The following is a 25,358-nucleotide window of genomic DNA, read 5'->3' as shown; positions in this document are numbered from 1 at the left end:
ACCCGGAAAGAAGTCCGATCTGCTACCGCAAAAATGAAAACGCCCCGACTGCGTGGCAATCAGGGCGTCTGGCACTCAAGCGTGCTTAGAAGTGGAAGTTGGTGCTCAGGGTGAAGGTACGCGGATCACCCAGCAAGGCACGGCGCCCCTGCCAGTTGGCCGAGCTGACATATTCCTCATTGGTGAGGTTGTCGATGTTCAGGCGCACATCCACATTGGCATTGACCTCATAGCTGGCCATCGCGGCGAAGGTGGTGTAGCTCGGCACACGGCCGTAGCGACCGTTGGCGACAATACGCTCGACGTCATCCGGACGCCCCAGGTAGGACGAGCCGACATGCTGGGCGCCCAGCCCCAGAGTCAGGCCGACAGGCAGACGGTAAGTCGTCCACAGGTTGCCGGAGACCTTGGGCGTGAAAGCCAGCTCGTCAACATCGGTGCGCAGCTCAGTGCCGTAGTCGCCACTGTTGGCACGACGACGCACGTCATCCAGATACGCGCTGTGCTTGCGCTCGCTGTCCATGAACACGATGCCGCCGAAGACATCCCAGTTGTCGGTGATCTTGCCACTGACACCCAGCTCAAGGCCTTTAACCACTTGTTCGCCATAGCCCTTGAGTGTGGCAGGCCCGGTCTGACCCACGTCCAGCCCGGTGATCGCCACCTTCTTCTTCTCCGTGTAGAACAGCGCGGCAGTGGTGGACAGGCGCTTGTCGAAGAAGTCCCACTTGGTGCCGATCTCGTAGCTGTGCGCACGCACCGGATCGGCGCCCTTGATCAACGCCGGCAAGCCCTGGTCGCTACGGGAGATATCCGAGTTGGACAGGTAGGAACCCGGCGGTTGGGTGGACACACCGTAGGCCGCATAAACGCTGCCGTTGGGCAGTGGCTTGTAGACCACACCCAACTTGCCACCGAGGCTCAGCTCGGTGTCATCGAAGTCATCGCCCGGCGCAGCAGCGCCATCCAGACGCTTGTTGCTGATGCTCGCCTGGTACTGCTCGAGACGCAGACCACCGGTCACCTGCCACTGGGGGTTGATCTCGATGGTGTCGTAGACATAGAGCGCCGCCGTATCCACATCGACCTTGGTGCGATCGCGCGGGGCCAATGCCGCTGGCACGCTGCGCTCCCAATCCGGATCGAAGACATTGACCAGCCCCGGCAGTGTCTGCGACTGGAAGCCCAGCGACTCAGACTTTTCACGGCTCAGTTCCAAACCTGCCGACAAGTTGTGGCGCAATCCTGCGGTATCGAACTGAGTGGACAGGTTGGTCAGGTTGCTCAGCGAGGTGTTGACGCGGTCATACTGCTGACGCTGTACATTGACCAGCGCAGCATTGGCATTGTTGTCGTCATCCAGTACGTGGGTGTAGCGCGCCTGGCGATCAACGCGGGCCAGACGTGTCTGGTTGCTGAGGGTGACGCCAGCGGACAGATCATGTTCGAGGCGGAACATCAGCGCATCGCTGGTGGTGTCGTCGAAATCGGACTTGAGGCCGAAGTACTTGTCGCGATCGGCCGACCACACCGAGGAATCGAGTGGTGTGTTGGCGCCTTTGAGCTGGTCACGCAGGGTGACGCCGGCCACACCCAGATCCGGGCGGTCGTTCATCTCGACGTGCTCGTAAGCGACTATGGCGCGAGTGTCGGTGCCCAGACCGAAGGCCACCGACGGGGCGATACCCCAGCTGTTCTTCTCGGCATGCTCACGGCCCGCGACGCCACTGTCCTCGACCAGCAGGTTGAGACGAAACGCGCTGCTGTCATTGATGATCTGGTTGGTGTCGAGCGTGGCACGGCGGCGTGGCTCGGAGTCGTACTGATCGAAGCCGAAGCTGGCGCCGCCGGCGATGAAGCTTTCCAGGGTTGGCGTCTTGGTCACCTGATTGACGTAACCACCGGCGCCACCGCGGCCATTGTCGGCTGCCGGCCCCTTGAACACCTCGACCTGCTCGACGTTGAACACGTCGCGGGTGTAGCTGCCGTTATCACGCGCACCGTCGATGAACAGGCTGCCGCTGGTGTTGAAACCCCGCAGGCTGAAGTTGTTGGTACCGGTGGCAAAACCGTTTTCGCCCGCCTCGAAGCTGATCCCGGGCGTATTGCGCAGCACATCGGTCAGGGTACGGGCGTTCTGCTGGCGGAACAGCGTCTCCGGAATGACATTGACCGTCTGCGGGGTATCGAGTAGGGCGGCGGTTTGCTTGGGAGAGGACGCCTTGTCGGCTTTGAACCCGTTGTCCTGTTGCCCCTGAACGGTGATGTCGTCCAGTTCCACCGCCGTCTCTTGCGCCACGGCATAACCGGACAGCAGAGCCAGGCTGACAGCCGAGGCCAGCAAACGACGCTGGGGGAAAGGGGTACGCTTGTTGTGTTTATCGCTCACGAAAGTCACTCCGGATAGAAACTGTGCGCGATAGTATTTGAGATTCAATCTTAATCAATCTTTATGAATGATTTACATCAACTTGTTTGTAACAAAAATATCCACGCTTTTATCCTGCCCCCTAGCAGGCCGTTGAAAAAAGCCAGAGCCCGCGTGGCTCTGGCAAAATGGCGGCCATCCTCTTCTGCCGAAGCCAGCCCAAGCCGATGCGTGGACTCGACCTCAAACAAAACGAGCTGTTCAGTTATACGACGCTGGAGCAGCGCATCCCGAACGATCACCCGCTGCGTCCCCTGCGAGGCCTGGTCGATACCGTTCTGGCTTCGATGGATCGGGACTTCGACGGGCTGTACTCCACCCTGGGACGGGCCTCGATTGCGCCGGAGCGGCTGCTGCGCGCCTCGTTGCTGCAGGTGATTTACACCATTCGCTCCGAGCGGCAGTTGGTCGAGCAGATTGATTTCAACCTGCTGTTTCGCTGGTTCGTCGGCTTGTCGATGGACGAGCGCATGTGGGATCACTCGACCTTCAGCCAGAACCGTGACCGCTTGTTCAACCAGGATGTAGCGCGGCTGTTCTTCCAGCGCATCAAGTCGCTGGCCGCATGGTCCGAGTACGCCAGCAACGAGCATTTCAGCGTCGATGGCACGCTGATCGACGCCTGGGCCTCGCACAAGTCCTTTATCAAGAAGGATGGCGGCGACCCACCGGAGGATGGCACGCGCAACCCCGATGCCGACTTCAAGGGCGAGAAGCGCAGCAACGCGACCCACCAATCGACCAGCGATCCCGAGGCCCGGCTGGCGCGCAAGAGCAATGGCGATGCCAGTCGTCTGGCGCACATGGCCCACACGATGATGGAGCACCGCAACGGTCTGATCGTGGATGTGGAATGCACCGAGTTCAATGGACGTGCCGAGGTAGAGGCGGCGCTGGAGATGCTGGAGCGCACGGCCAAGCCGGGCAGCACGGTAGGTGCAGACAAGAATTACGACCAGAAGCGTTTCGTGCAGAGGGCGCGCGAGCTGAAAGTGACACCGCATGTGGCGCAGAAGCGCAAGGGCAGCGCCATCGATGGGCGCACCACGCGGCATCCGGGGTATGCCGCCAGCCAGAAGATCCGCAAGCGGATCGAAGAAGGTTTTGGCTGGCTGAAGACGGTTGGCGGCCTGCGCAAGACCAAGCTGATCGGTCGCGCCAAGCTGAGTGCTCAGTTATTGCTGGGTTTCTCGGTCTACAACCTGATCCGACTGGGTAGCCTGTCGGGTTGGTGGCGAGGATCGCATGTATAGGGCGAGTTACGCCCAAAAAACGCCGAAAGGCGTGAACGTGGTGCTGAAACCTGTCAAAAAGGCCTGAAGTCAGGCCTTGTGTGGACTCCGTTAGGCCAAAGCGCTTGAAAAAGCGCCAAACCGGACGGGTTGGGGCAGTTGAAGCCGAGTTTTTCAACGGCCTGCTAGAGCGTCCAGGACCGACGATTCATTACACATGAGGTGTTCTGGGCAGACATGAAAACGCCCACTCGAGGTGGGCGTTCGTCACCTGGCATCACAGCCACCCTACGCAGGGTGGCCTACGGCCAGGGTCAAGACTTGCAGTGCCTTACAGGTAGTAGGACTTCAGCGGCGGGAAGCCATTGAACTCCACGGCGCTGTAGCTGGTGGTGTAGGCACCGGTGGACAGCCAGTACAGGCGGTCACCACTGGAGAGGTTGAGCGGCAGGCCGTACTTGTAGTGCTCGTACATGATGTCGGCACTGTCGCAGGTCGGGCCGGCGATCACCACCTCTTCCATCTCGCCCTTCTTCTCGGTCCAGATGGGGAACTTGATCGATTCGTCCATGGTTTCGATCAGGCCGCTGAATTTGCCCACATCGGCATACACCCAGCGCTCAACGGCGGTACGCGACTTACGTGCGACCAGCACCACTTCCGAGACCAGCACGCCGGCGTTGGCGATCAGCGAGCGGCCCGGCTCAAGGATGATTTCCGGCAGATCATCGCCGAAGTCTTCCTTGAGGAAGCGGGTGATTTCCGCTGCGTAGGTTTCCAGATCATTGGTGCGCTGGATGTAATTGGCCGGGAAGCCGCCCCCCATGTTGATCATCTGCAGGGTGATGCCGTCTTCTTCCTTGAGGCGCTCGAAGATCACCTTGACCTTGGCGATGGCAGCGTCCCACACGTCGATATCGCGCTGCTGGCTGCCAACGTGGAAGGAAATACCGTACGGCACCAGGCCCAGTTGCTTGGCCAGGATCAGCAGGTCCAAGGCCATATCTGGCTGGCAACCGAACTTGCGGCTCAGCGGCCAGTCGGCACTGGTGGAGCCTTCGGTCAGGATGCGCACGTAGATCTTCGAACCCGGCGCGGCCTTGGCGATGTTGCGCAGGTCGGCTTCGGAATCGGTGGCGAACAGGCGCACGCCTTTTTCATAGAAGTAGCGAATGTCGCGCGCCTTCTTGATGGTGTTGCCGTAGCTGATGCGCTCGGGGCCGACGCCGGTGGCCATGACCTTGTCCAGCTCGTAGATCGAGGCGATGTCGAAGCTCGAGCCCTTGTCACGCAGCAGCTCGATGATCTCGACGGCCGGGTTGGCCTTGACCGCGTAGTAGACCTTGGCGAAGGGGAAGCAGGTGCCCAGTTGATCGTAGGCATCAGCGATGATCTGGCGGTCGATCACCACGAACGGGGTTTCGTGCTGATCGGCGAATGCCTTCATGCGCTGGAAAGTGGCGGGTGCGTAATAGTCTTCGACCTTGATCGACATGCGGGAACTCCAATGGCTAAACCGGGAACACATGGATTCGGGCAGCAGAACCGCTCACAGGTTCCGCTACGTGTAGGGGGTGGCCGCGCAACGCGCGTGCCTGAACGTCTGACAGTTTCCCCACTTTGGTTCGCCTACTTCCCAAGGCATGTCGCCGAGCATCACCGGTACCGACCATGCGCCGGCCGGCAACCTCTCGTCGTCAGTACTTGAGCCGGATGGATCGTTTCCAGCATGGACGTTCGGGCGCGGACTTTAAGACCATGCGCCCCGCAGATCAACCGGAAATTCTGCCTAATTTCAGCTCGTTCCGGATATCACACAAAACGCCCTGAAATGCTGAACAGGCGGGGCTTTCAGCCAGTTTGGCGCAGCCGTGTTTCAGTGCCATTGCAGCACCTTTGAGCGAGCGGTTTGCACCGTCCGCTCGTCCACTCAGTACACGTCACGGCGATAACGCCCTTCCTCGATCAGCTCCTGCACCACCTCGTCGCCGAGCAAGTCGCGCAGCGCAGCATCGACGCCGCCGGCCATGCCCTGCAGGCTGCCGCACACATAAATGGCAGCCCCTTCGCCCAGCCAGACACGCAGGCGCTCGTGTTGCTCGCGCAATAGATCCTGCACGTAGCGCTTGTGCGCCTGATCACGGGAGAACACCAGATCCAGATGCTGCAGCTCGCCGGTGGCCAGCGCCGCCTGCAGTTCGTCGCCACAGAAGAAGTCGCAGGCGCGGTTGCGCTCGCCGAACAGCAGCCAGTTGCGCCCCTGCCCGGCTAGTGCGCGTGCGCGCAGCAGCGAACGCAGGCCGGCCAGGCCGGTGCCATTGCCGATCAGGATCAGCGGGCGGTCGTCGTCCGGCAGGTGGAAGCCGCTGTTGCGTCTTACCCGCGCCAGCAACTGACCACCGTCCGGCAGGTGCTCGGTCAGCCAGCCAGACCCCAGCCCCAGACGGCCATCGGCTTGCAACGCCTGACGTACGATCAGCTGCAGCACACCATCGGCCGCCACCGAGGCGATGGAATATTCACGCGTGCCCAACGGCACCAGCGCATCGACCAGTGCCTGGGCATGCAGGCCGACCAGATGGGCGAAGCTGTCTGGCAGTTGCCGCTCAGCCAACGCTTCGCGCAAGCTGGTCGCTTGCCCCGCGAGCGTGACGGGCTCGAAGCCCTCGAAGCCGGAATGCTGCAACCAGGACTCCACCACACTCGGCGCATGGCGCGGGCGAATCTGCAGAATGTCGCCGGCCTGCCAGGTGTTCTGCGCCGGTGGCGTCAGGCCGATGAAGAACACCGGCGCGCCCTGGCTGCCAGGGTTGAGCAGGCGCCGCTCAGCCAGCGTCCAGCTCTGCCAGGGCGCCTCCTCGAAACGAACCGGCGCCGCGCCGGTCAGCGCGCTCAGCTGCTGTTGCCAACGCTGCAGCGCGGCCTGATCGGCGCCATCGACCTCAACGCTGTCGAACAGGCGCTGCGCACCCTGCAAACCCAGCCAGTCGTTGATGCGCCGGGCGAAGCCGCAGAAGTGCTGGTACTGGCGGTCGCCCAGCGCCAGCACGGCATAGCTCAGTTGTTCGAGCGGCAGCGCGCCACCCAGCACCTTGCGCTCGAAGCCCTGCGCCGCGTCCGGCGCCTCGCCGTCACCGAAGGTGCTGACCACGAACAACGCCTTGCGTGTCTGCCGCAGGCTGTCAGCATCGAGGCGCGACAGCGGCTCGACCCGCACCGGGATACCGGCGGCCTGCAACTGCCCGGCACTCTGCCAGGCCAACTGCTCGGCAAAACCACTCTGGCTGGCGAAGCCCACCAGCCAGCCTTCAGCCGAGTCATCCGTTTTCAGCGTACCGCGCGCCGCCTGGGCCGCGCGCTTCTTGCGTCGGCGGTCCAGGTACAGCAGCCAGCCGGTGATGAAGAACAGCGGCATGGCCGCCGTGGCCAGCATCATCAGGATGCGCCCAGGCAGGCCGAAGTACTCGCCCACATGCAGGGCGTAGACGCTGGCCAGCAGTTGCGCCTTGAAGCTCTTCTCGGCGTAGCGCTCATGCCGACTGACTTCACCGCTTTGCGGGTCGAGCTGCAACTGGTTGAAGGCGCGCACATGCTCGGCGCCATCGAGTATGTAGAAAACCGTCGCTGGCTGCCCCGCCACTGGCGGCAGGCGCAGGTTCCAGGCCACCAGCTTGGGCCCGGCGGCTTGCTGGATGCTCTGCCAGACGGCGTCGTAGTCAACGTTCGGCGCAGGGCCAGCGGGCGCCTGGCGCTGACCACGCTCGCCACGCTGTTCGGTCGGCGTGTCGGAGAGCAGACGCGTCAGCCCCTCGCGATACCAGTCATAAGACCAGTACAGGCCCGTGAGCCCGGCGCAGAGATAAAACAGCAGCGCCCAGGTGCCGGCGACCGCGTGCAGATCCCAGTTGAAGCTACGCCCCTTCTTCTTCCAGTCCAGCGTCAACCAGGTACGCCAGCTCAAGGCCTGGCGCGGCCAACGCAGATAGAGGCCGGAGAGACAAAAGAACAGCAGCGCCAGAGTGCTGGCAGCGGTGATCTGCTTGCCCACTTCGCCCATGGACAGGAAGCGGTGCAACATCAGCATCAGGTGGAAGAAGTCCTGACCAACGGGCTCGGCAAGGACTTCACCGGTATAGGGGTCGAAGACGATGCGCGGCCCACGCCGCTCGCCCGGCGGCGGAGACAGAAAAGCCATGCCAGGCCCGTCATGGCGGCCATCGACCCACAGCCCGGTAACGCGATCAGCAGTGGCGGCCTCGATCTTCGCAGCCAGCTCGCCAGGGGTGAGAGGGCCTTGTGCGCTGGGCTGAATCTGCCAACGCTCGGCGTTGAGCGCCCGGGTGATCTCGCCCTCGAAACTGTAAAGGGCACCGGTTATGCCCATGACGGCCAGCACCAGGCCGGCGCTGATACCGAAGAACCAGTGCAACTGGAAGATGATTTTCTTGAACACGACGGAGCCACCCTCACCCACTGCGACGGGCGGCTACTCTATATGGGAATAATTTTCATAACCATTACTTTGCGCGATATTTACGCATCTGCAACAAGGCCCGGCCGCAGCACTTACCGAACGGCCTGAAAACCGATGACCGCTCTCCGCCAGAGCCGCCAGTTATCGGTATAATCCCGCGTTTTACGGGTGCCAAGGCACCCTCAACGACTCCATCCAGGCACATATTCATGACCACCCAGGCCGCCGAAGTCGCCAAGCGCCGTACCTTCGCCATCATTTCACACCCGGACGCCGGTAAGACCACCATCACCGAAAAGCTGCTGCTGATGGGCAAGGCCATCGAAGTGGCCGGTACCGTGAAGTCGCGTAAATCCGACCGTCACGCCACCTCCGACTGGATGGAGATGGAGAAGCAGCGCGGCATCTCCATCACCACCTCGGTGATGCAGTTCCCTTACCGTGAGCACATCGTCAACCTGCTCGACACCCCCGGCCACGAAGACTTCTCCGAAGACACCTACCGCACCCTGACCGCCGTGGACAGCGCGCTGATGGTGCTCGACGGCGGTAAGGGCGTCGAGCCGCGTACCATCGCCCTGATGGATGTGTGCCGCCTGCGCGATACGCCGATCGTGAGCTTCATCAACAAGCTCGACCGCGACATCCGCGACCCCATCGAACTGCTCGACGAGATCGAGGCGGTGCTGAAGATCAAGGCCGCACCCATCACCTGGCCGATTGGCTGCTACAAGGATTTCAAGGGCGTCTACCACCTGAGCGGCGACTACATCATCGTCTACACCCCGGGCCATGGTCACGAGCGCACCGAAGCCAAGATCATCCAGAAGCTGGATTCCGACGAAGCGCGTGCCCACCTGGGCGACATGTACGAGCGCTTCGTCGAGGAGCTGGAGCTGGTGCAGGGCGCCTGCCATGAGTTCGAGCCCGACGCTTTCCTCAAGGGCGAGATGACCCCGGTGTTCTTCGGCACCGCGCTGGGCAACTTCGGCGTCGACCATGTACTCGACGCCGTGGTCGACTGGGCGCCGCGTCCGCTGCCGCGCGCCGCCAACGAGCGCACTGTGGAGCCGACCGAGGAGAAATTCTCCGGCTTCGTGTTCAAGATCCAGGCGAACATGGACCCGAAACACCGCGACCGTATCGCCTTTATGCGCATCTGCTCGGGCAAGTACACCCAGGGCATGAAGATGCGCCACGCGCGCCTGGGCAAGGACGTGCGCGTTGGCGACGCCCTGACCTTCTTCTCCAGCGAGCGTGAGCACCTGGAAGAAGCCTACGCCGGCGACATCATCGGCCTGCACAACCACGGCACCATCCAGATCGGCGACACCTTCACCGAAGGCGAGAACCTGGGCTTCACCGGCATCCCGCACTTCGCCCCGGAACTATTCCGCCGCGTACGCCTGAAAGACCCGCTGAAATCCAAGCAGCTGCGCCAGGGCCTGCAGGAACTGGCCGAGGAAGGCGCCACCCAGGTGTTCTTCCCCGAGCGCAACAACGACATCATCCTCGGCGCCGTCGGTGTGCTGCAGTTCGACGTGGTCGCCAGCCGCCTGAAAGAGGAATACAAGGTCGAGTGCGCCTACGAGGCGATCAACGTCTGGTCGGCGCGCTGGATCGAATGCAGCGACGAGAAGAAGCTCAAGGAGTTCAAGGACAAGGCCTACGAGAACCTCGCCATCGACGGCGGCGGTCACCTCACCTACCTGGCCCCGACGCGCGTCAACCTCAGCCTGATGGAAGAGCGTTGGCCGGAAGTGAAATTCCGCGCCACCCGCGAGCATCACTGATCGCCCACTGCACAAGGCCACGAACATCAGCCGGCGTGTGCATTAATGTGGCTGATGTAGAAACGGACGCTGGCCCAGCCGGCGTCCAGTAGCCGAAACACCTGTCACCCGCTACTCTCGCCTTCTCGACTACAGGAGTTATCGATATGCGCGCTGCCCTTCTTTCTTTGCTTTTCACCGCTGGTATCACCCAGGCTGGCGTACTGGTCAACTCGACGGTATGGGTGGTCGCCCTCAAATGCGACGGCTACTCGCAGTGCTACGCCTCCAGCAACGGTTCCTACACCGGCAACCTGAGTGGCGCGCGTCGCTTTGACGATGCCGCTGCAGCCGAACGTTTTATCGGCAGCTTCACCAGCAGCATTCGCGACAAGAGCCCTCAGGTGCAGTCCATCGTTGAGCAGGTGTGTGTGGAGCCGACCGATAACCGCAGCAACGGCAAGCCCTGCTGAAGCGCCGCCCCTAATGGCGACCTGCCCAGGAGCCAGCATGCCCCATCCCAATCTCGTCATCCTTACCGGCGCCGGCATCTCCGCCGAGAGCGGTATTCGCACCTTCCGCGCCTCCGACGGCCTGTGGGAAGACCATCGCATCGAAGAAGTGGCCACGCCCGAAGGCTTCGCCCGTGATCCTGCGCTGGTGCAGCGCTTCTACGACATGCGTCGCGCCCAGTTGCGTGATTCGGCCATCGCACCAAATGCCGGGCATCTGGCCCTGGCCGAGCTGGAGGCTGGTTGGCAAGGCGAATTCCTGCTGGTGACGCAGAACGTCGACAACCTGCACGAGCGCGCCGGCTCCAAACGCTTGTTGCATATGCACGGCGAGTTGCAGTCGATGCTGTGCAGCAACAGCCAGCAGCGTTTTCCCTTGCTGGAGGACATGCCGGTCGGCCAGGCCTGTGCCTGCTGCGGCCTGAAGGGCACGTTACGGCCGGATATCGTCTGGTTCGGCGAAATGCCTTATCACATGGAGCGTATTTACGACGCGCTGGAGCAGTGCGAGCTGTTCGTCAGCATCGGCACCTCGGGGCACGTCTACCCGGCAGCGGGTTTCGTCGCGCAGGCGCGCCGTGCGGGCGCGCATACGCTGGAGATCAATCTGGAGCCGAGCCAGGGCCACTCGCTGTTCGCCGAAAAGCGCTATGGCCCGGCCACCGAGCAAATACCGCGCTGGGTGGCGGAGCTGCTGGCTGGTTGAGCGTCGAAATGTAGGAGCCAGCTTGCTGGCGATCAGCATCGTGCAGGATCGCCGGCAAGCCGGCTCCTACAAAAGCGCGCCCATGGCCATCATGCTGTTCACATAAGCGATGGTCGGACGCGATTAGTCCCCTCGCCCCTTTGGGGGAGGGTTAGGGCGGGCCGCGTTCGGAGAGGGGAAACTGGCAGTTTTGCGGTGCTTTCAACCCTCTCCCCCAGCCCATGGCCAAGCCGTAGGAGCCCCGCCTCGGGGCGAATACCCGATTCGCCGCGGGGAGCGGCTCCCACAATTTTCCTTCAGCCGGCAGCGCGTAGGGCGGACCGGGACGCCCTACCCGGCGTCCTGAACAGGCGCCGCGGCTTCGGCAGGTACCTCCGATGCCGGGCTGAACACACCATTGCTCCAGGCGTAGTAACCCAGTCCAAGCGCCAGCAGCAGCGCCAGTATCCAGGGCCACACAGGCGCTTTGTTGGCATAGGGGTCGCGTAGCGCGCGGTCGCTGCCCTTGGGCAGTTCCGCCATCTGCGTCAGTGCAGTACCGAAGGGAATGCTGAGCCGCGCCTGGGCATTCACCGCCCAGCCGTTGCCATCGAGGATCGGCCCCAGGCTGCGCCGGCGCAACTTGAACCAGGCCAGCAGCATCGCCGGGCCGGAGATGGCCAGCAACACACCGAGCAACAACAATGGAATCTGCCACCAGGCCAGCGCCAGAATCCCCGTGACCACCGCCGCCAGCGCCGTCCCCAGGGCGCCGACCGCCAGGCCGATGGCGGCGAAAATCCCGGCGAACTTGGCAATGTCGAAGGCCGGCGCCGCTGTAGCGGCCGGCGCAGCACCGGTTTCGCCGAGCCTGGCGGCAGTCTTGCTGACCATATCGGCATCACGGCTGGCCGCCAGCTTCTGTACCTGTTCGGACACCAGGCTGGAGATGCGCCGGTACGGCGACCAGAACGCCTCGCGAATACTGATGGCATGCTGCACCACCTTGACCACCGTGGCATCCCAGTCGTTGCCATCGCGGTCATAGAACAGCCCGTGGCGACCGGCCTGCAGATCGCCTTCACTGCCAGCGGTCACGGCCACCACGATGTTCAGCGTTTCCCGCCCCCGCACCGGCTCGCCACGACGGGTACAGGTGCAATAGAGCAGGAAGCAGTCGCTGGCCGCCGCCACCTTGGCATGCGCCTCGATGTCGCCCACCTCGACCACCAGATCACAGCTCTTGCCGTCGATGTACAGCACGCCGGCCTGGAACACCGCCTTGGCCTGACGCGCATAGAAGCGCTGGAACGACACGAAATTGCGCAGCAACTCGACCAGGCCGTGGCGCAGACGAATCAGCTTGTCCAGATCGACCAAGCCTTCGGCCGCCTCGGCCACCGCCTTGTCCTGTTCGACCAGGGCCAGTAGACGCGCTTCGCTGCCTTGTTCGAGCAGTTCGAGAATGCGCTCGCGTGACAGTCCATCGGCAATTGCCGGCTTGGGTGCCTCGGCCTGCCAGGCCAGGTAGTTGCCACACAGCGTCAGCAGATGTTGCCACTGCTCGCGCGACAGGCTATCCAGCTCGCCATACACCGGCACCACCACACGCTGACGAAACGCCGCGATAGCGCCCTGCCAGGCCGGATTGAGCCCCTTGCTCAGGGGTAATTCGTCGCCCTGCTGCACGGCGGCCAGTGGCAGCCCCGCGACTTCGCCGGCATCGGCCAGTGACAGCGCCGCCAGACGTACCAGTTCGTCTTCCCGGGCATTCATCAGCGCAGCGGCGCGCGGGTCGAACTCGGCCATGGCCACGCGAGTGAAATAATCGTCGATCTTGTCGCGCACGGCACTCAACGCCTCAACCGCCGCGACGGTGTCATCGCCGAACACATCCAGCCCCTGCTCGGCGGCCCGTGCATACCAAGCGTGTATTTGCCGCGCCTGGTCGAAGAAGACCGTAATCTGCTCAGCACCGATGGCCGGCTCGCCGCTACGATCAGTCTGCGCACCGAGGCAGCCAATAATGTCGGCGATGGCCACCTTGAGCTCGGCATCGTCGGTCAGGGTCGCCGGCACCAGACCATCGCCATTGGGCTGATGCGGCGGGAACAGTTGCGCCAGGTCAGCCGTATCGGCCGGGGTCAGGCTATCGCCATCGGGCCGGCCGAGTACACCCAGCAGACGCTGTGCAGCCAGACGCAGGCGTGTACCCACGGCATCGTCGGTGAGCGAGGACAGCAGCAGCGGGCCTTGCTGAAACAGCACGGCAGGATCAGCCAGGCGTGCCAGGGTCCAGTCGACCACATCGAGCATTTCCGGCGCCCGAATACGCCCGTCCCTGTTCAGGTCGATGTAATCGAGCATGCGCCGGTCCAACTCGAGGTTCTGCACCGGGCAGGCCAGGCTGGCCCAGAGTTTCTGATCCAGGCCACGCAGGGCGGCGAGGTCGGCCGGGGTTTCCAGTTGCACCTGATCGAAACCGCCGGCACGGAAGAAGCGCCAGCGATGCGCGAGAGTTTGGGTCATCTAGAGCAGTTCCTTTCTGGGTGAAGGTGTCACGCCACGGGGCAGAGCAGTACAACGCCACCCCAAATCCCGGCGTCAGTGCAGCCAGTGTAACCGAGCCTCGTCACCTTGCACTCATCATGCCCCAACTGCCTGCGGCTGCACCTCGGGCTGTTTGATCAACGCGTAGAGCACACCCGTGACCAGGCTGCCGGCGACGATGGCGAACAGGTAGGGCAGCGCATGGTTGATGGCGTTGGGAATCAGCAGCACGAACAAGCCGCCGTGCGGCGCCATCAGCTTGCAGCCGAAATACATCGACAGCGCGCCGGTCAGCGCTCCACCGGCGATACTCGCCGGGATCACCCGCAGCGGGTCTTTCGCCGCGAAGGGAATCGCCCCCTCGGAGATGAAGCACAGCCCCAGTACCCCAGCGGCCTTGCCGGCCTGGCGTTCGCTCTCGGCAAACTTGCGCCGCGCCAGCACGGTGGCGATGGCCATGCCGATGGGCGGCACCATGCCGGCAGCCATGGTCGCCGCCATCGGTGCATAGCTGCTGGAGGCCAGCAGACCGACGGAGAAGGCATAGGCCGCCTTGTTGACCGGCCCACCGAGGTCGACGCACATCATACCGCCGAGCAGTACGCCAAGCAGGATGGCATTGGTGCTGCCCATGCCATCGAGAAAGGCGGTAAGCCCCGCCAGCATACCCGCCACCGGGCTGCCGACCAGATAGATCATCACCAGCCCGGTAAACAGGCTGGCCAGCAGCGGGATGATCAGAATCGGCTTGAGCGCTTCGACGCTGGCCGGCAGACGCACCCAATGGGCGATGGCCTTGGCCGAATAGCCGGCAAGAAAACCGGCGACGATGCCGCCGATAAAACCGGCGCCCAGCGAGCTGGCCAGCAGCCCGCCGATCATCCCTGGTGCCAAGCCCGGACGGTCGGCGATGGAATAGGCGATGTAGCCGGCCAGCAGCGGCACCATGAGTTGAAAGGCGCTCTCGCCGCCAATCTTCATCAGCGCGGCAGCCAGGGTGCCCTCCTCCTTGAACGCCTCGATGCCGAAGACGAACGACAAAGCAATCAGCAGACCACCCGCCACCACCATCGGCAGCATATAGGACACGCCGGTGAGCAGATGCTTGTAGGGGCCGCTCTTTTCGCCACTGCTGGCGACGGCCTTGCCCTCAGCAGGCGCTGCCGCCTCGGCCAGCGGCCGCGCTTCGCTCAAGGCTTTTTCCAACGTCTGTTGCGGCTGTTTCAGTGCCACCCCGGTGCCGCAGCGATAGACCTTCTTGCCGGCGAAGCGGCTGGTATCCACCTCGATATCGGTGGCCAGCAGCAAGGCATCGGCGGCGGCAATGGCAGCCTCATCGAGCAGATTGCGCGCACCGACTGAGCCACGGGTTTCCACCTGCAGGTCGATCCCCATGCGCTGCGCCGCCTGTTGCAGCGCTTCGGCGGCCATGAAGGTGTGCGCCACGCCGGTCGGGCAAGCGGTGATGGCGACCAGGCGACGGCGGCCAGCGGTTTCAGACTCGGCACGTTCGACATAGGGCTGAGCACGCTCGGCGGCGTCCTGCAGGAAGCGCTGCGGGTCGGCCAGCGCTTCGGCCGGCGCAGCCTGAACCAGACGCTTGCCGGCAAAACGCGCCAGCGACAACTCACCGGTCTTGACCACCAGCACCCAGTCGGCGGCGGCGATCTGCGCTTCGCTCAGCGGCGCGCCGATGGCACGGCTGTCGTGCACCTCGACACAGGTTTGCCAGCCCAGGCGCTCAGCCGCTGCCTGCAGCAGGCGCGAACAGAGCACACTGGTGACCTGGCCGTTGGGGCAGGCGGTGACGATCAACAGATTCATGGTGGGCGCCTCTTATTGTTCTATGGAGTGCAACTGCACAGCCGTCTTGAGACGGGCCAGCTGCTCGCGATCATGGATGCCGAAGCCGATCTGGGTGACCGCTTGCGCGGCCACGGCGGTGGCCAGGCGCAGGGTGCGTTCGGCCGGCCAGCCTGCGAGCAGGCCGTGCAGGCTGGCGGCCAGCAGCGAGTCACCGGCACCCACCGTGCTGACCACCTCGACACGCGGCGGTACAGCGCGCAGGGCGATGCCCGGCCCATACCAATCGACGCCCTCGGCGCCACGCGACAGCAGCACATGCTCGATGCCCTGCGCGCGCAGACGCTGCACGGCGGTCGGCAGATCGCTGCCACAGACCTCAGCCAGTTCTTCTTCATTGGGTTTGATCAGCCAGGGCGCGACGCCCAGGGCCGCCTGCAACGCGGCACCGCTGCTGTCCACCAGCAGCGGCACGCCACTGGCCTTGATCCGCCGCAGCAGGCCGGCGAACCATTGCGGCGTCACCCCACGCGGCAGGCTGCCGGCGACCACGACGGCGTCATGCCCGGCGAGCAGCGGCTCCAGCTCAGTTTCCAGACGTTGCAGATGCTCGGCCTCGACCTGCGGGCCAGGGCCATTGAGGTCGGTGATGCAGCCATCGGCCTCGGCCAGTTTGATATTGCTGCGCGTCTCCCCCGGCACACGGACGAACAGATCGTGAAAACCGCGCTTGTGCATCAGGCTCTCGAACGGCGCCGCGTTGGCGCGCCCGAGAAAGCCAGCAACGCTCAGGCTATGGCCAAGGTCGGCCAGCACCTGGGCGACGTTCAGCCCCTTGCCGGCGGCGTGGCTGCGCAGCTCATGGCAGCGGTTGACCGCACCGGGGTGCAGGCGATCCAGGCGCAGGGTCAGATCCAGCGCCGGATTCAGGGTCAGGGTCAGGATTCGTGCCATCAGTGCATCTCCGCCACCAGCGCACGCACGGCGCTGGCACTGTCCAGGGTCAGGGCGCGGTCGGCCAGGGTGCGCGCCTGGCGACTGTCCAGCTCACGCACGCGCGCCTTGACCAGGGCCATCGAACGCGGCGTCACGCTCAGTTCGTCCACGCCCAGGCCGACCAGCAGCGGCACGGCCAAACGGTCGCTGGCCAGCTCACCACAAACGCCCACCCACTTGCCCTGGGCGTGGGCGGCGGTCACGGTCATCTCGATCAGGCGCAGCACCGCCGGATGCAGACCATCGGCCTGCGCCGACAGCTGTGGATGGCCACGGTCGATGGCCAGGCAATATTGCGTCAGGTCGTTGGTGCCGATGCTGAAGAAGTCCACTTCGCGCGCCAGTACCGGCGCCAGCAGCGCTGCCGAGGGCACTTCGATCATGATGCCGACCTGCAGATCGCTGACGGCGATCTCCTCACGCAGACGCTGCACCATGTCACGCGCTGCGCGCCACTCTTCCACCGCGCCGACCATGGGGAACATGATGCGCAGCGGCCGGCCATCGGCCGAGGCGAGCAAGGCGCGCAACTGGGTTTCCAGAATCGCCGGGCGCTGCAGGCTCAGGCGAATGCCACGCACACCAAGGAAAGGGTTCTCCTCAGCCGGCATCGGCCAGTACGGCAGCGGCTTGTCGCCGCCGACATCCAGGGTACGCACCACCAGCGGGCGCCCGTCCAGGGCATCGAGCACACGCCGGTACTCACGCTCCTGCGCGGCCTGATCCGGCGCTTGGGCATGCTCCATGAATACCAGCTCGGTGCGCAGCAGGCCCACCGCCTCCGCGCCCAGCTCCACCGCTTCGGCGGTTTCGCCACTGGCGCCAATATTGGCCGCCACTTCCACGCGCACACCATCGCGGGTCTGCGCCGCCTCGAAGCGCGCGGCATGTGCCTGCTCACGGCGTTGCTGCGCCGTCTCGCGCTCCCGGAGTGCCTGATCACGCTCGGCGACATCCGGAGCGATACGCAGCAGGCCGCTGTCGCCGTCGAGCAGCAACGGCGTGCCCTGCGCCAGGGCCAGTACGCCGTCACCGGCACCAACCACGGCGGGAATCCCCAGAGCGCGGGCGATGATGGCGCTGTGTGCAGTCGCACCGCCGCGCGCGGTCAGAATGCCCGCCACGCGCTGACGGTCGAGGCTGGCGACGTCCGACGGCACCACTTCGGCCATCACCAGAATGTAAGGTTCGTTCGGCTCGCTGGGCAGCTCCACGCCACACAGATGCGCCAGCACGCGGTTGCCGATATCACGCAGATCCGCCGCGCGCTCGGCCAGCAGCGGATCATGCAACGCCTCCTGGCGCGAGGCCGCTGCCTCGACCTCGCCCTGCCAGGCCGCCTCGGCGCTCGCACCCTTGGCCAGGCGCGCATCGACGTCCTCGCGCAACGCCGGATCAGCCAGCATGGCCAGATGGGCACTGAAAATCTCGCGGATGCTCGCCATCCCGGCGCCGTCGACCAGGCGCTGAATCTGCGCGGCAACGGCCGTTAGGGCTGACGCCAGTCGCGCTCGTTCCTGTTCGGCACCCTGCCCTTGCTCGGCGAAATCAAACACCGGCGGCGTGCGCACCAGCGCCGGGCCCATGGCGATCCCCGGCGAAGCACCAACCGCCAGCAGGCGACTCCCGGCAACCGGCGCCACCACCTCGACGGGTTGCAACTGCGCAGCCACTTCCGGCAACGCTTCGCTCAGCGGCTCGACTGCCTCACCCAAGCCGCTTTCCAGGGCCGCGCGAATGGCCGGTAGGGCGCTGTCGGCAATCGCCGGTTCGGCGCTGAACTCAAGCATCTGCCCACGTCGCGCGCCCAGGGCCAACAAGCGGCTGAGGCTCTTGGCCGACACGCCCGCGCCGCTGTCGCCGCGCAGACGCACGCGAATCTCGCCGGTAAAACCCTGCGCCAGCTCGCTCAGCGCCTTGGCCGGTCGCGCGTGCAAACCATGAGCATTGAGCAGCGGCACGCTGAGGCTGGGCCAGTCCGGCGGCACCTCGCCGCCCAGCGCCTCGATCACCTGGCGGCTATCGCTGGCTTCACTGAAGGCCGCCGCGCGGCCACCGATCAGCACATCGCATAAACGTTCCAGCGCCTGCCGATGCGCTTCGCCCTGGCTGGCCAGACAGAACAGACCACGTAGCGCCTCACCGCGAAAACTCAGCGGCTGAGCCGGGGTGACGAAGGCCAGCCCAGGCCGCTCGACGCTGGCCTCGCTGTGCAGCCACCACAGGCCGTCGCCCAGCGGCAGCGGCTCGCCACGGGCCAGCCCGAGGGCAAAACCGCTGCGCGCGCAACCGGCCTGGCGCAACAGGCGCGCGCCCTGCCAGAGCAATTCGTCGAAATCTTCGGCCGGCTGCCCCAGCGCCACCAGTTGGCCGTCCAGCGCCAGCGCCTGCGGCGCGCCCTGCAGCAGCTCGAGAATCTGCGCCGGCTCGCGGGCCTCACGCAGTGCCTGGCTCAGGTCGCCCTCGCCCAAGGCGCGGGTCAGCAGTTGCAGCAGGTGCAGGTGTTCGTCGGATTGCGCAGCAATGGCAATGGCCAGGTACACCTGCTGGCCATTGCCCCAGTCCACCCCATCGGGAAATTGAATCAGGCTGACGCCAGTGCGCAGCACCTGATCGCGGGTCTGTGGCGTGCCATGGGGGATGGCGATGCCCTGACCGAGAAAGGTCGAGCCCTGGGCCTCACGCGCCTGCAAGCCCTCGAGGTAAGCCGGATTGGCCAGGCCGGCACGGGTCAGCGCATCACCGAGCATGGCCAGGGCTTCGCCCTTGTTCGCCGCAACCCGGCCCATCTGGATTTGGCTGGCATCGAGTTCGAGCATGGTGGTCTCCGACTTGTTGTTTTGGCTAAGACTAGCCGATGAATCCGCTTTGCTGAAACGATTCATCAAGCGCTGGCACCTTATCCGATAATGAGTGATCCTTGAAGCCCGGCCGTCGCCGAGTCGTTGTAGACTCGCGGCGCTCGCACGCCCTCTCACTCAGCGATTCAGGATGCGCCCGTGAAACTCAGCGACATCGCCCGCCTGGCTCAGGTCTCGGTTACAACCGCCAGCTACGTGATCAACGGTCAGGCCGAGAAACGCCGCATCAGCCCCGCCACCGTGGCCCGGGTGCTGGCGGTGGTCGAAGAGCATGGCTATCGCCCAGATCAGCAGGCCGCCAGTCTGCGCCGTGGGCAGAGTCGCTGCCTCGGTTTCATCCTGCCGGACCTGGAAAACCCCAGCTATGCGCGCCTGGCCAAGCTGCTCGAGCAGAAGGCCCGCGCCGCCGGCTACCAGTTGCTGATCGCCAGTTCCGATGACGACCCGAGCAGCGAACGGCAGTTGCTTGACCTGTTTCGCTCGCGTCGCTGCGAGGCGCTGATCGTCGCCAGTTGCCTGCCGCCGGACGACCTGCTGTACCCCAGCATCGTCGCCGCCGGCCTGCCAGTGATCGCTGTCGACCGGGCATTGTCGCCAGCCCACATCCGCTCGGTGGTCAGCGATGACGAACAAGCCGGACGCACCCTCACCGCCAGCCTGCTCACGCCCAAACCGCGTCATATCGCCCTGCTTGGCGCACGCGCTGAACTGGTCATCAGCCAGGCGCGCGAGCGCGGTTTCCGTGCCGCCCTGGCGGGCTTCGACGGACGCCTCAGCGTCTGCCACGGCGAGCAGTTCAACCGCGCCTGCGGCTACCGGCATATGAAGACGCTACTGGACGCAGGCAGCCCGCCGGATGCCCTGCTGACCACCGCCTACGTGCTGCTCGAAGGGGTGTTCGATGCCCTGCGCGAACAAGGCAGCGAGCACTGGCCAGCCGTGCGACTGGCCACCTTCGGCGACACCCAGTTGCTGGATTTTCTGCCGCTGCGGGTCAACGCCATGAGCCAGCAGCACGAGCGCATTACCGAACGGGTATTGGCCTGGACCTTACAGGCGGTGGAGAACAACGACTATCGCCCCGGCATCGAGGCCATCGAACGCAGTTTCAAGGCGCGCCTGTAGGATCGGGCGCCTTCGCAACACAGAACCCGCGTGCGGACGACCATGGCGAGAAACACCGGCATCCGCACCTGGCATCGCCGGGAAAAATCACCGAAGCTTGGCCCATGCGCCTGATCGACACCCATACCCACCTCGACTTCCCCGACTTCGACACGGATCGCGACGCCGTGCTCGCGCGCAGCCGGGCGCTTGGCGTGCAGCGCATGGTGGTGCTCGGGGTTTATCAGGCCAATTGGCAGCGGCTGTGGCACCTGGTCGAGGCAAACGAAGGCCTGTATGCCGCGTTCGGCCTGCACCCGGTCTATCTCAACGAACATCAGCCGCAGCACCTCGATGAACTGCGTGCATGGCTCAGCGACCGCCTCGGGCAGCGCAAGCTCTGCGCCGTTGGCGAGTTCGGTCTGGATTACTACCTGGAGAACCTGGATCGGCAGCGCCAGCAGGCCTTGTTCGAGGCGCAGCTTGAGCTGGCTGCCGAGTTCGAACTGCCAGCCTTGCTGCATGTGCGCCGCGCCCATGCCGCGACCATCGCCACACTCAAACGCTTTCGCCTGAAGCCCGGCGGCATCATCCACGCCTTTGCCGGCAGTCAGGAAGAAGCCCGCGAATACATCAAGCTGGGTTTTCGTCTCGGCCTGGGTGGCGCGGCCACCTGGCCACAGGCCAACCGTCTGCGCCAGGTAGTGGCCGGGTTGCCACTGGACGCCATCGTGCTGGAAACCGACGCCCCGGACATGGCACCGGCCATGCACCCGTATCAGCGCAACAGTCCGGAGTACCTGGCAGATATCTGCACTGAACTGGCCGCCTTACGTGGCATCAGCACCGAAGAACTGGCGGCGGCCAGCAGCCGTAATGCAGATGAGTTGTTCGGCTGGGGATAAATGCAGCCAGGGTAGGAGCCCCCGCCCCGGGGCGAATGCTTCCAGACCGCGTCGCCCAAATTCGCGGCGGGGCGCCGCTCCTACCCCTGAGCGTGGAGGCCTGTGGAAGGGGCTTTGGCCACGACGACTACAAAAGCATCGCCGCCAAAGCGCCTCCCACGAGGCCAGTCCTCACACACGAAACGCGCCGATCAATTGCTTGAGCCGCGTTACCAACTCGCTCAATTCGCGGCTGGCCTGCTCGGTCTGGCTGGCACCGGCGGCGGTACGCTCTCCAGCGTGGTTGATCTCGACGATGTTCTGATCGATATCGTGCGCCACCGCCGTCTGCTGTTCGGCAGCAGCGGCGATCTGCTGGTTCTGGTCGACGATCATGCCCACTGCACCGAGGATGTTTTCCAGCGCCTGCTGCACCCTGGATGATTCACTGACCGTAGCATCCGCCATCTGGTGACTGGCATTCATGGCCTTGACCGCCGCGCCGACACCGCCTTGCAGCTTGGCGATCATCGCCTCGATCTCTTCGGTGGACTGCTGGGTACGCTTGGCCAGGTTGCGCACCTCATCGGCCACCACGGCAAAACCTCGTCCCTGCTCACCGGCGCGCGCGGCCTCGATCGCGGCATTGAGCGCCAACAGGTTGGTCTGCTCGGCGATGCCCTTGATCACATCCAGCACCTGACTGATCGAAGCGCTGTCGCTGGCCAGCTGATTGATGACCGCCACCGATTGATCGATTTCGCCGGCCAGACGCTCGATGGCGCCGACCTGCGCTTCGACCAGGGCACGGCCACTGACCGTTTCCTGATTCACGCTCTGCGCACTGCCCACTGCCGCCGCGGCGCTGCGTGCGACTTCCTGAGCGGTAGCGGCCATCTGGTTCATCGCCGTGGCCACTTGCTCGATCTGCGAACGCTGCCCCGCCACGGCCTGATTACTCTCGCCGGAGATCACCTCAACCCGGTCAGCCTGGCCACCGACTTCGCCCACGGTATGGCCGACACGCTCGATCAGATCGTGAATACGCTGCACGGTCTGATTGAATACCTGCCCCAGCTCGCCCAACTCGTCACGGCTGTGCGCCTGAAAGCTGACCGTCATGTCGCCCGCCGCCACCTTGTCCATCACCCGCCCCAGATTCTTCAGGGTGGTGCGGGTCGATACGTAAAAGCCGCTGTAGAGATAGACGATCAGCAGGAACACCACCACCAGGGCAGCGACCAGCAGCACCATCTGCCCACGGTTCTCCGCGAGCCTCTCGCTCAACTGGCTGTCGAGAAAGGCCAGCAGGCCATCGTTGAAAGCGTAGGTCTTGGCCATTTCCTGGCTGACCTGCTCATAGAACTGCGCCCAGGGTGCATCCAGGCTGTCGGCGATGATCACCTTGTCCTCGAACAAGACTGCGCCGTCCTTGAGCGTCTGACGGCTGGCCTCGGCCAGACTGCCCAGGCCATTCTGCGCAGCCACATTGCCCGCCAGGGCCTCCTGCAGATTGAGGCCATACTCGGCGTGCAGTTTCTCCAACCGCAACAGCAGATCATCGAATTTGGTACTGGCAGCGGAATTGAGAAACCCCTGCCCCAGGGAATAGGCACCGATGGCCCGCCCCTGGCTGAGCGCCCCGGTAATATGGGGCGTCACGTTGGTCAGTAGCTCGGTCATACCTCGCACCTGCGGCTGCGGGTCCTGACTCAGACCAGCCTGACTGGCCACCTGCTTGATGAAGACCTGCGAAGCTCCCAACAGCTTCTCGACCATGACGGCCTTGCTCTGCAAAGACGTCTCGGCTTCTGCGCTTTTCAGCTCGGCCAGCAGCTCATCGCGCTTGGCCAGGAACTCTGCGGCCTGGTCGGCATCGCTGGTCACCGGTTGCAGCCCCTGCAAACTGGCGCTGAGCGACTGCTGCAGTTGATCGATGCGCCCCTCGAGATCACCCGCCTGACCGGACTGGCCGATCATCGAATTGATCAGCACCAGGTCGTTGAGGTTTTCCAGATCACGCCGCAACTGCAGGCTGCTCCCCAGCAGTTCCAGGCTTTGCAGAGCCGTCTGGGTACCAACGAACTGACGATAGGAGTCACGCACCAGATAGAAGTTGGTGACGAGCATGGGCAGGAAGAACAAAACGCTGATCAGGCTGAACTTCATGCCGAAGCTGAGGCGATTCATCAGCGCGATGGCCGGGTACAACACGGTCTTCACTAGACGTCTCCAGTTAGCATTATTGTTATGGGTGTAGCTGAACGACCGCAAAACCGCTTTCGGGCTGACGACGGCGTCCTGCGCAGCCCGGCCTGTACAGAGGCAGACGAATGTGACGAAAGTCACCAAAAGGGCGGCTGATGCCTCTTATACCCCTTATCGACGTGTCGCTTTGTAACTTAAGGTTAAGCGCACGCCGAATGCCCAGCCGATATCCTGCCGGGCCGCGCAGCGCACGAAAGAGCCTGGCTGATCGCCAGGCGCTGCTAGATGAACAACACCCACACCGCGTAACCGGCGTACCAGACCACCGCCGCGCGTATCAGCAGCTGCCAGAGCTGATCGAGAGTCTCGACGCCCTCCTCACCCATCACCGGCGGCGGCATCTCCCCTGCCGCACGCCCGGCCTTGATCACCAGTTGCGCAGCAGAAATGTCCCAGCTCAGCAGCTCATGCAGCAGGGCACGACTGACCGCGACGAAATTGCCCACCAGGGCAAAACTGGAAGCCAGCACCCGCGCCGGCAGCCAATCGAAGGCATGCCGCACCTGCACGGCCCGCTCGCGCAGAGCCGGTTGCTCGGCCTGCTCGGCGCTCAGCGCCAGCAGGCGATACGCCAGCGCCGCCATCGGCCCGAGCAGCAGATACCAGAAAATAACCGCGAAGAAGCTTTGATACGCCTGCCACAGCAAGTGTCCCTGAACCTGCACCAGCAGCTCGCTGCCCTCTTCCGGCTGCAGGGCCAGATCGCGCTCGGCGACGTGGTACGCCGCCTGCGCATCACCGCGCCGCCAGGCATCACGAAACGGCCCCAGGGCGGCGAGCAGATCGCCACGCCCCAGGCTGTAGATCAGCACCAGCAAATGCACGGGCAACGCCAGCCAACCGTAAGCCAGCGGTTCGAGTACCAGCAAGAGCAGCCCCAGCACCAGCACCGGCAGCAACACCAGCAGCGCCAGGCACAGCCAGGGCGCCTGCTGAAAACCACCCTGCTGCAAACGCTGGAGCTGTGCCAACCAGGGGCCATCCTGCTGAATACGCAGGCGCCAGGCCGAAAACTTTTCAACCCACAGCACCAGTAAGATCACCAGAAAACTCATTGCTACCTCTCCTTCAGTTCGGCATGCAGGCGCGACCAATCGAAAGCCGGCCCCGGGTCGGTCTTGCGCCCGGGCGCGATGTCGCTATGGCCACGGATACGCTGCGCCGACAACGCCGGATAGGCGCCCAGCAACTGCCGGGTCAACTCGCCCAGCCTGGCGTACTGGGCATCGGTGTAGGGCAGATCATCCGTCCCTTCCAGCTCCACACCAAGCGAAAAATCATTGCAGTTGTCGCGCCCCTCGAAGCTCGATACACCCGCATGCCAGGCGCGATCCAGACAGGAGACGAACTGCGTCAGCCCGCCATCACGCTCGATGAAGAAGTGCGCAGAAACCTGCAAGGAGGCAATCTCAGCGAAGAAAGGGTGCTCGTGCACAGGCAAACGGTTCTGAAAGAACGTCTGCACCTTGCCGGTGCCGAACTGCCCGGGCGGCAAGCTGATGTTATGCACCACCAGCAAGGAAACCTCACCCGCCGGGCGTGCATTGAAGTTCGGCGATGGGCAATGGCGAATGCCCTGAAACCAGCCTGTCGAGGGGTCGAGCTGCATGAAATGCTCCTGAACGAGCAACCACTCTAGAACAGGCGGCTACAGCGGCCAAGAGCGAGGGCGCAACAGGATGTGCGCGCGAGAGAATCAGAGCGAGCCGCCAAGGCTCAGCGTCCTGGCATCAACCCCCTGTAGCCGCACATCGCGGCGAATGGTTACAGGGGCAACACCCAAGCCAGA

16 protein-coding genes and 1 pseudogene are annotated in these 25,358 nt (G+C 64.1%); 6 read left to right on the top strand and 11 right to left on the bottom strand.

Translation table 11 applies throughout. The annotated features are described in order from the left end of the window. Window positions 1–85: 85 nt before the first annotated feature. Window positions 86–2,389 carry a TonB-dependent receptor gene (locus J7655_RS03835; protein WP_230926646.1) on the bottom strand — a complete coding sequence of 768 codons (2,304 nt, stop codon included), beginning with the start codon at window positions 2,387–2,389 and terminating at the stop codon, window positions 86–88. Window positions 2,390–2,595: 206 nt separating this feature from the next. Between J7655_RS03835 and J7655_RS03830 the strand changes: the two genes are divergently transcribed. Continuing rightward, window positions 2,596–3,681, top strand: a complete 1,086-nt coding sequence (locus tag J7655_RS03830; RefSeq protein ID WP_011913346.1) for an IS5-like element ISPst12 family transposase — start codon at window positions 2,596–2,598, stop codon at window positions 3,679–3,681. A 310-nt stretch (window positions 3,682–3,991) separates the two neighbouring features. Here the strand turns inward: J7655_RS03830 and J7655_RS03825 are convergent, their stop codons facing one another. Further along, entirely contained in the window at window positions 3,992–5,155 is a 1,164-nt protein-coding gene (locus J7655_RS03825; protein WP_143506163.1) for a type III PLP-dependent enzyme, read from the bottom strand. 435 nt (window positions 5,156–5,590) lie between these two features. Further along, window positions 5,591–8,113 carry a PepSY domain-containing protein gene (locus J7655_RS03820; RefSeq protein ID WP_230926645.1) on the bottom strand — a complete coding sequence of 841 codons (2,523 nt, stop codon included), beginning with the start codon at window positions 8,111–8,113 and terminating at the stop codon, window positions 5,591–5,593. Between the two features lie 230 nt (window positions 8,114–8,343). Here J7655_RS03820 and J7655_RS03815 point away from each other — a divergent pair, with 230 nt between their 5' ends. The 3 genes from J7655_RS03815 (at window position 8,344) to cobB (ending at window position 11,124) form a co-directional block, all read left to right on the top strand. Beyond that, entirely contained in the window at window positions 8,344–9,927 is a 1,584-nt protein-coding gene (locus tag J7655_RS03815; protein WP_230926644.1) for a peptide chain release factor 3, read from the top strand. A 146-nt stretch (window positions 9,928–10,073) separates the two neighbouring features. Further along, window positions 10,074–10,379, top strand: a complete 306-nt coding sequence (locus J7655_RS03810) for a hypothetical protein (protein WP_230926643.1) — start codon at window positions 10,074–10,076, stop codon at window positions 10,377–10,379. Window positions 10,380–10,416: 37 nt separating this feature from the next. Then, window positions 10,417–11,124 (top strand): Sir2 family NAD+-dependent deacetylase, encoded by a 708-nt coding sequence (gene cobB, locus J7655_RS03805; RefSeq protein WP_230926642.1) that lies wholly within the window; start codon window positions 10,417–10,419, stop codon window positions 11,122–11,124. 330 nt (window positions 11,125–11,454) lie between these two features. Here the strand turns inward: cobB and J7655_RS03800 are convergent, their stop codons facing one another. The 4 genes from J7655_RS03800 to ptsP all read right to left on the bottom strand — a co-directional run bounded on the left by J7655_RS03800 (window position 11,455) and on the right by ptsP (window position 19,271). Further along, window positions 11,455–13,632 (bottom strand): hypothetical protein, encoded by a 2,178-nt coding sequence (locus tag J7655_RS03800; RefSeq protein WP_230926641.1) that lies wholly within the window; start codon window positions 13,630–13,632, stop codon window positions 11,455–11,457. Between the two features lie 117 nt (window positions 13,633–13,749). Next, window positions 13,750–15,477, bottom strand: a complete 1,728-nt coding sequence (locus tag J7655_RS03795) for a fructose-specific PTS transporter subunit EIIC (protein ID WP_230926640.1) — start codon at window positions 15,475–15,477, stop codon at window positions 13,750–13,752. Window positions 15,478–15,489: 12 nt separating this feature from the next. Then, window positions 15,490–16,410 (bottom strand): 1-phosphofructokinase, encoded by a 921-nt coding sequence (pfkB, locus tag J7655_RS03790; RefSeq protein ID WP_230926639.1) that lies wholly within the window; start codon window positions 16,408–16,410, stop codon window positions 15,490–15,492. Next, on the bottom strand, window positions 16,410–19,271 hold the full coding sequence (gene ptsP / locus J7655_RS03785; protein ID WP_230926638.1) for a phosphoenolpyruvate--protein phosphotransferase: 2,862 nt from the start codon (window positions 19,269–19,271) through the stop codon (window positions 16,410–16,412). The genes pfkB and ptsP overlap by 1 nt, the downstream gene beginning before the upstream one ends. 180 nt (window positions 19,272–19,451) lie before the next feature. Between ptsP and cra the strand changes: the two genes are divergently transcribed. Together cra and J7655_RS03775 are read left to right on the top strand one after the other, a co-directional pair. Then, a complete protein-coding gene (cra, locus tag J7655_RS03780; RefSeq protein WP_230926637.1) occupies window positions 19,452–20,438 on the top strand; it encodes a catabolite repressor/activator in 987 nt (328 codons plus the stop codon). 104 nt (window positions 20,439–20,542) lie between these two features. Next, window positions 20,543–21,322, top strand: coding sequence for a TatD family hydrolase (locus tag J7655_RS03775; protein ID WP_230926636.1), 780 nt, complete (start codon window positions 20,543–20,545; stop codon window positions 21,320–21,322). 171 nt (window positions 21,323–21,493) lie between these two features. Here the strand turns inward: J7655_RS03775 and J7655_RS20900 are convergent, their stop codons facing one another. From J7655_RS20900 to ampD, 4 genes and pseudogenes are all read right to left on the bottom strand, one after another. Further along, a complete protein-coding gene (locus J7655_RS20900; protein WP_420850930.1) occupies window positions 21,494–22,198 on the bottom strand; it encodes a methyl-accepting chemotaxis protein in 705 nt (234 codons plus the stop codon). 150 nt (window positions 22,199–22,348) lie between these two features. Then, window positions 22,349–22,555, bottom strand: a pseudogene (locus J7655_RS20895) (HAMP domain-containing protein); the annotation flags it as partial. A gap of 1,235 nt (window positions 22,556–23,790) precedes the next feature. Continuing rightward, a complete protein-coding gene (gene ampE, locus J7655_RS03765) occupies window positions 23,791–24,624 on the bottom strand; it encodes a regulatory signaling modulator protein AmpE (protein WP_230926634.1) in 834 nt (277 codons plus the stop codon). Between the two features lie 2 nt (window positions 24,625–24,626). Beyond that, on the bottom strand, window positions 24,627–25,178 hold the full coding sequence (gene ampD, locus J7655_RS03760; protein ID WP_230926633.1) for a 1,6-anhydro-N-acetylmuramyl-L-alanine amidase AmpD: 552 nt from the start codon (window positions 25,176–25,178) through the stop codon (window positions 24,627–24,629). Window positions 25,179–25,358: the final 180 nt, after the last annotated feature.

Origin of the sequence: Pseudomonas wenzhouensis, from assembly GCF_021029445.1 — a bacterium.
GTDB lineage: Bacteria > Pseudomonadota > Gammaproteobacteria > Pseudomonadales > Pseudomonadaceae > Aquipseudomonas > Aquipseudomonas wenzhouensis.
Note: the sequence above shows the minus strand (reverse complement) of the source record. Positions and strands in the feature narration are given on the sequence as shown.

Coding starts and splice junctions, on each gene's coding strand:
- J7655_RS03825 (WP_143506163.1), bottom strand. CDS start 5,155: ATGTCGATCAAGGTCGAAGACTATTACGCACCCGCCACTTTCCAGCGC.
- J7655_RS03775 (WP_230926636.1), top strand. CDS start 20,543: ATGCGCCTGATCGACACCCATACCCACCTCGACTTCCCCGACTTCGAC.
- J7655_RS03795 (WP_230926640.1), bottom strand. CDS start 15,477: ATGAATCTGTTGATCGTCACCGCCTGCCCCAACGGCCAGGTCACCAGT.
- J7655_RS03800 (WP_230926641.1), bottom strand. CDS start 13,632: ATGACCCAAACTCTCGCGCATCGCTGGCGCTTCTTCCGTGCCGGCGGT.
- J7655_RS03830 (WP_011913346.1), top strand. CDS start 2,596: ATGCGTGGACTCGACCTCAAACAAAACGAGCTGTTCAGTTATACGACG.
- J7655_RS03815 (WP_230926644.1), top strand. CDS start 8,344: ATGACCACCCAGGCCGCCGAAGTCGCCAAGCGCCGTACCTTCGCCATC.
- J7655_RS20900 (WP_420850930.1), bottom strand. CDS start 22,198: ATGGCCGCTACCGCTCAGGAAGTCGCACGCAGCGCCGCGGCGGCAGTG.
- cobB (WP_230926642.1), top strand. CDS start 10,417: ATGCCCCATCCCAATCTCGTCATCCTTACCGGCGCCGGCATCTCCGCC.
- pfkB (WP_230926639.1), bottom strand. CDS start 16,410: ATGGCACGAATCCTGACCCTGACCCTGAATCCGGCGCTGGATCTGACC.
- ptsP (WP_230926638.1), bottom strand. CDS start 19,271: ATGCTCGAACTCGATGCCAGCCAAATCCAGATGGGCCGGGTTGCGGCG.
- J7655_RS03810 (WP_230926643.1), top strand. CDS start 10,074: ATGCGCGCTGCCCTTCTTTCTTTGCTTTTCACCGCTGGTATCACCCAG.
- ampD (WP_230926633.1), bottom strand. CDS start 25,178: ATGCAGCTCGACCCCTCGACAGGCTGGTTTCAGGGCATTCGCCATTGC.
- ampE (WP_230926634.1), bottom strand. CDS start 24,624: ATGAGTTTTCTGGTGATCTTACTGGTGCTGTGGGTTGAAAAGTTTTCG.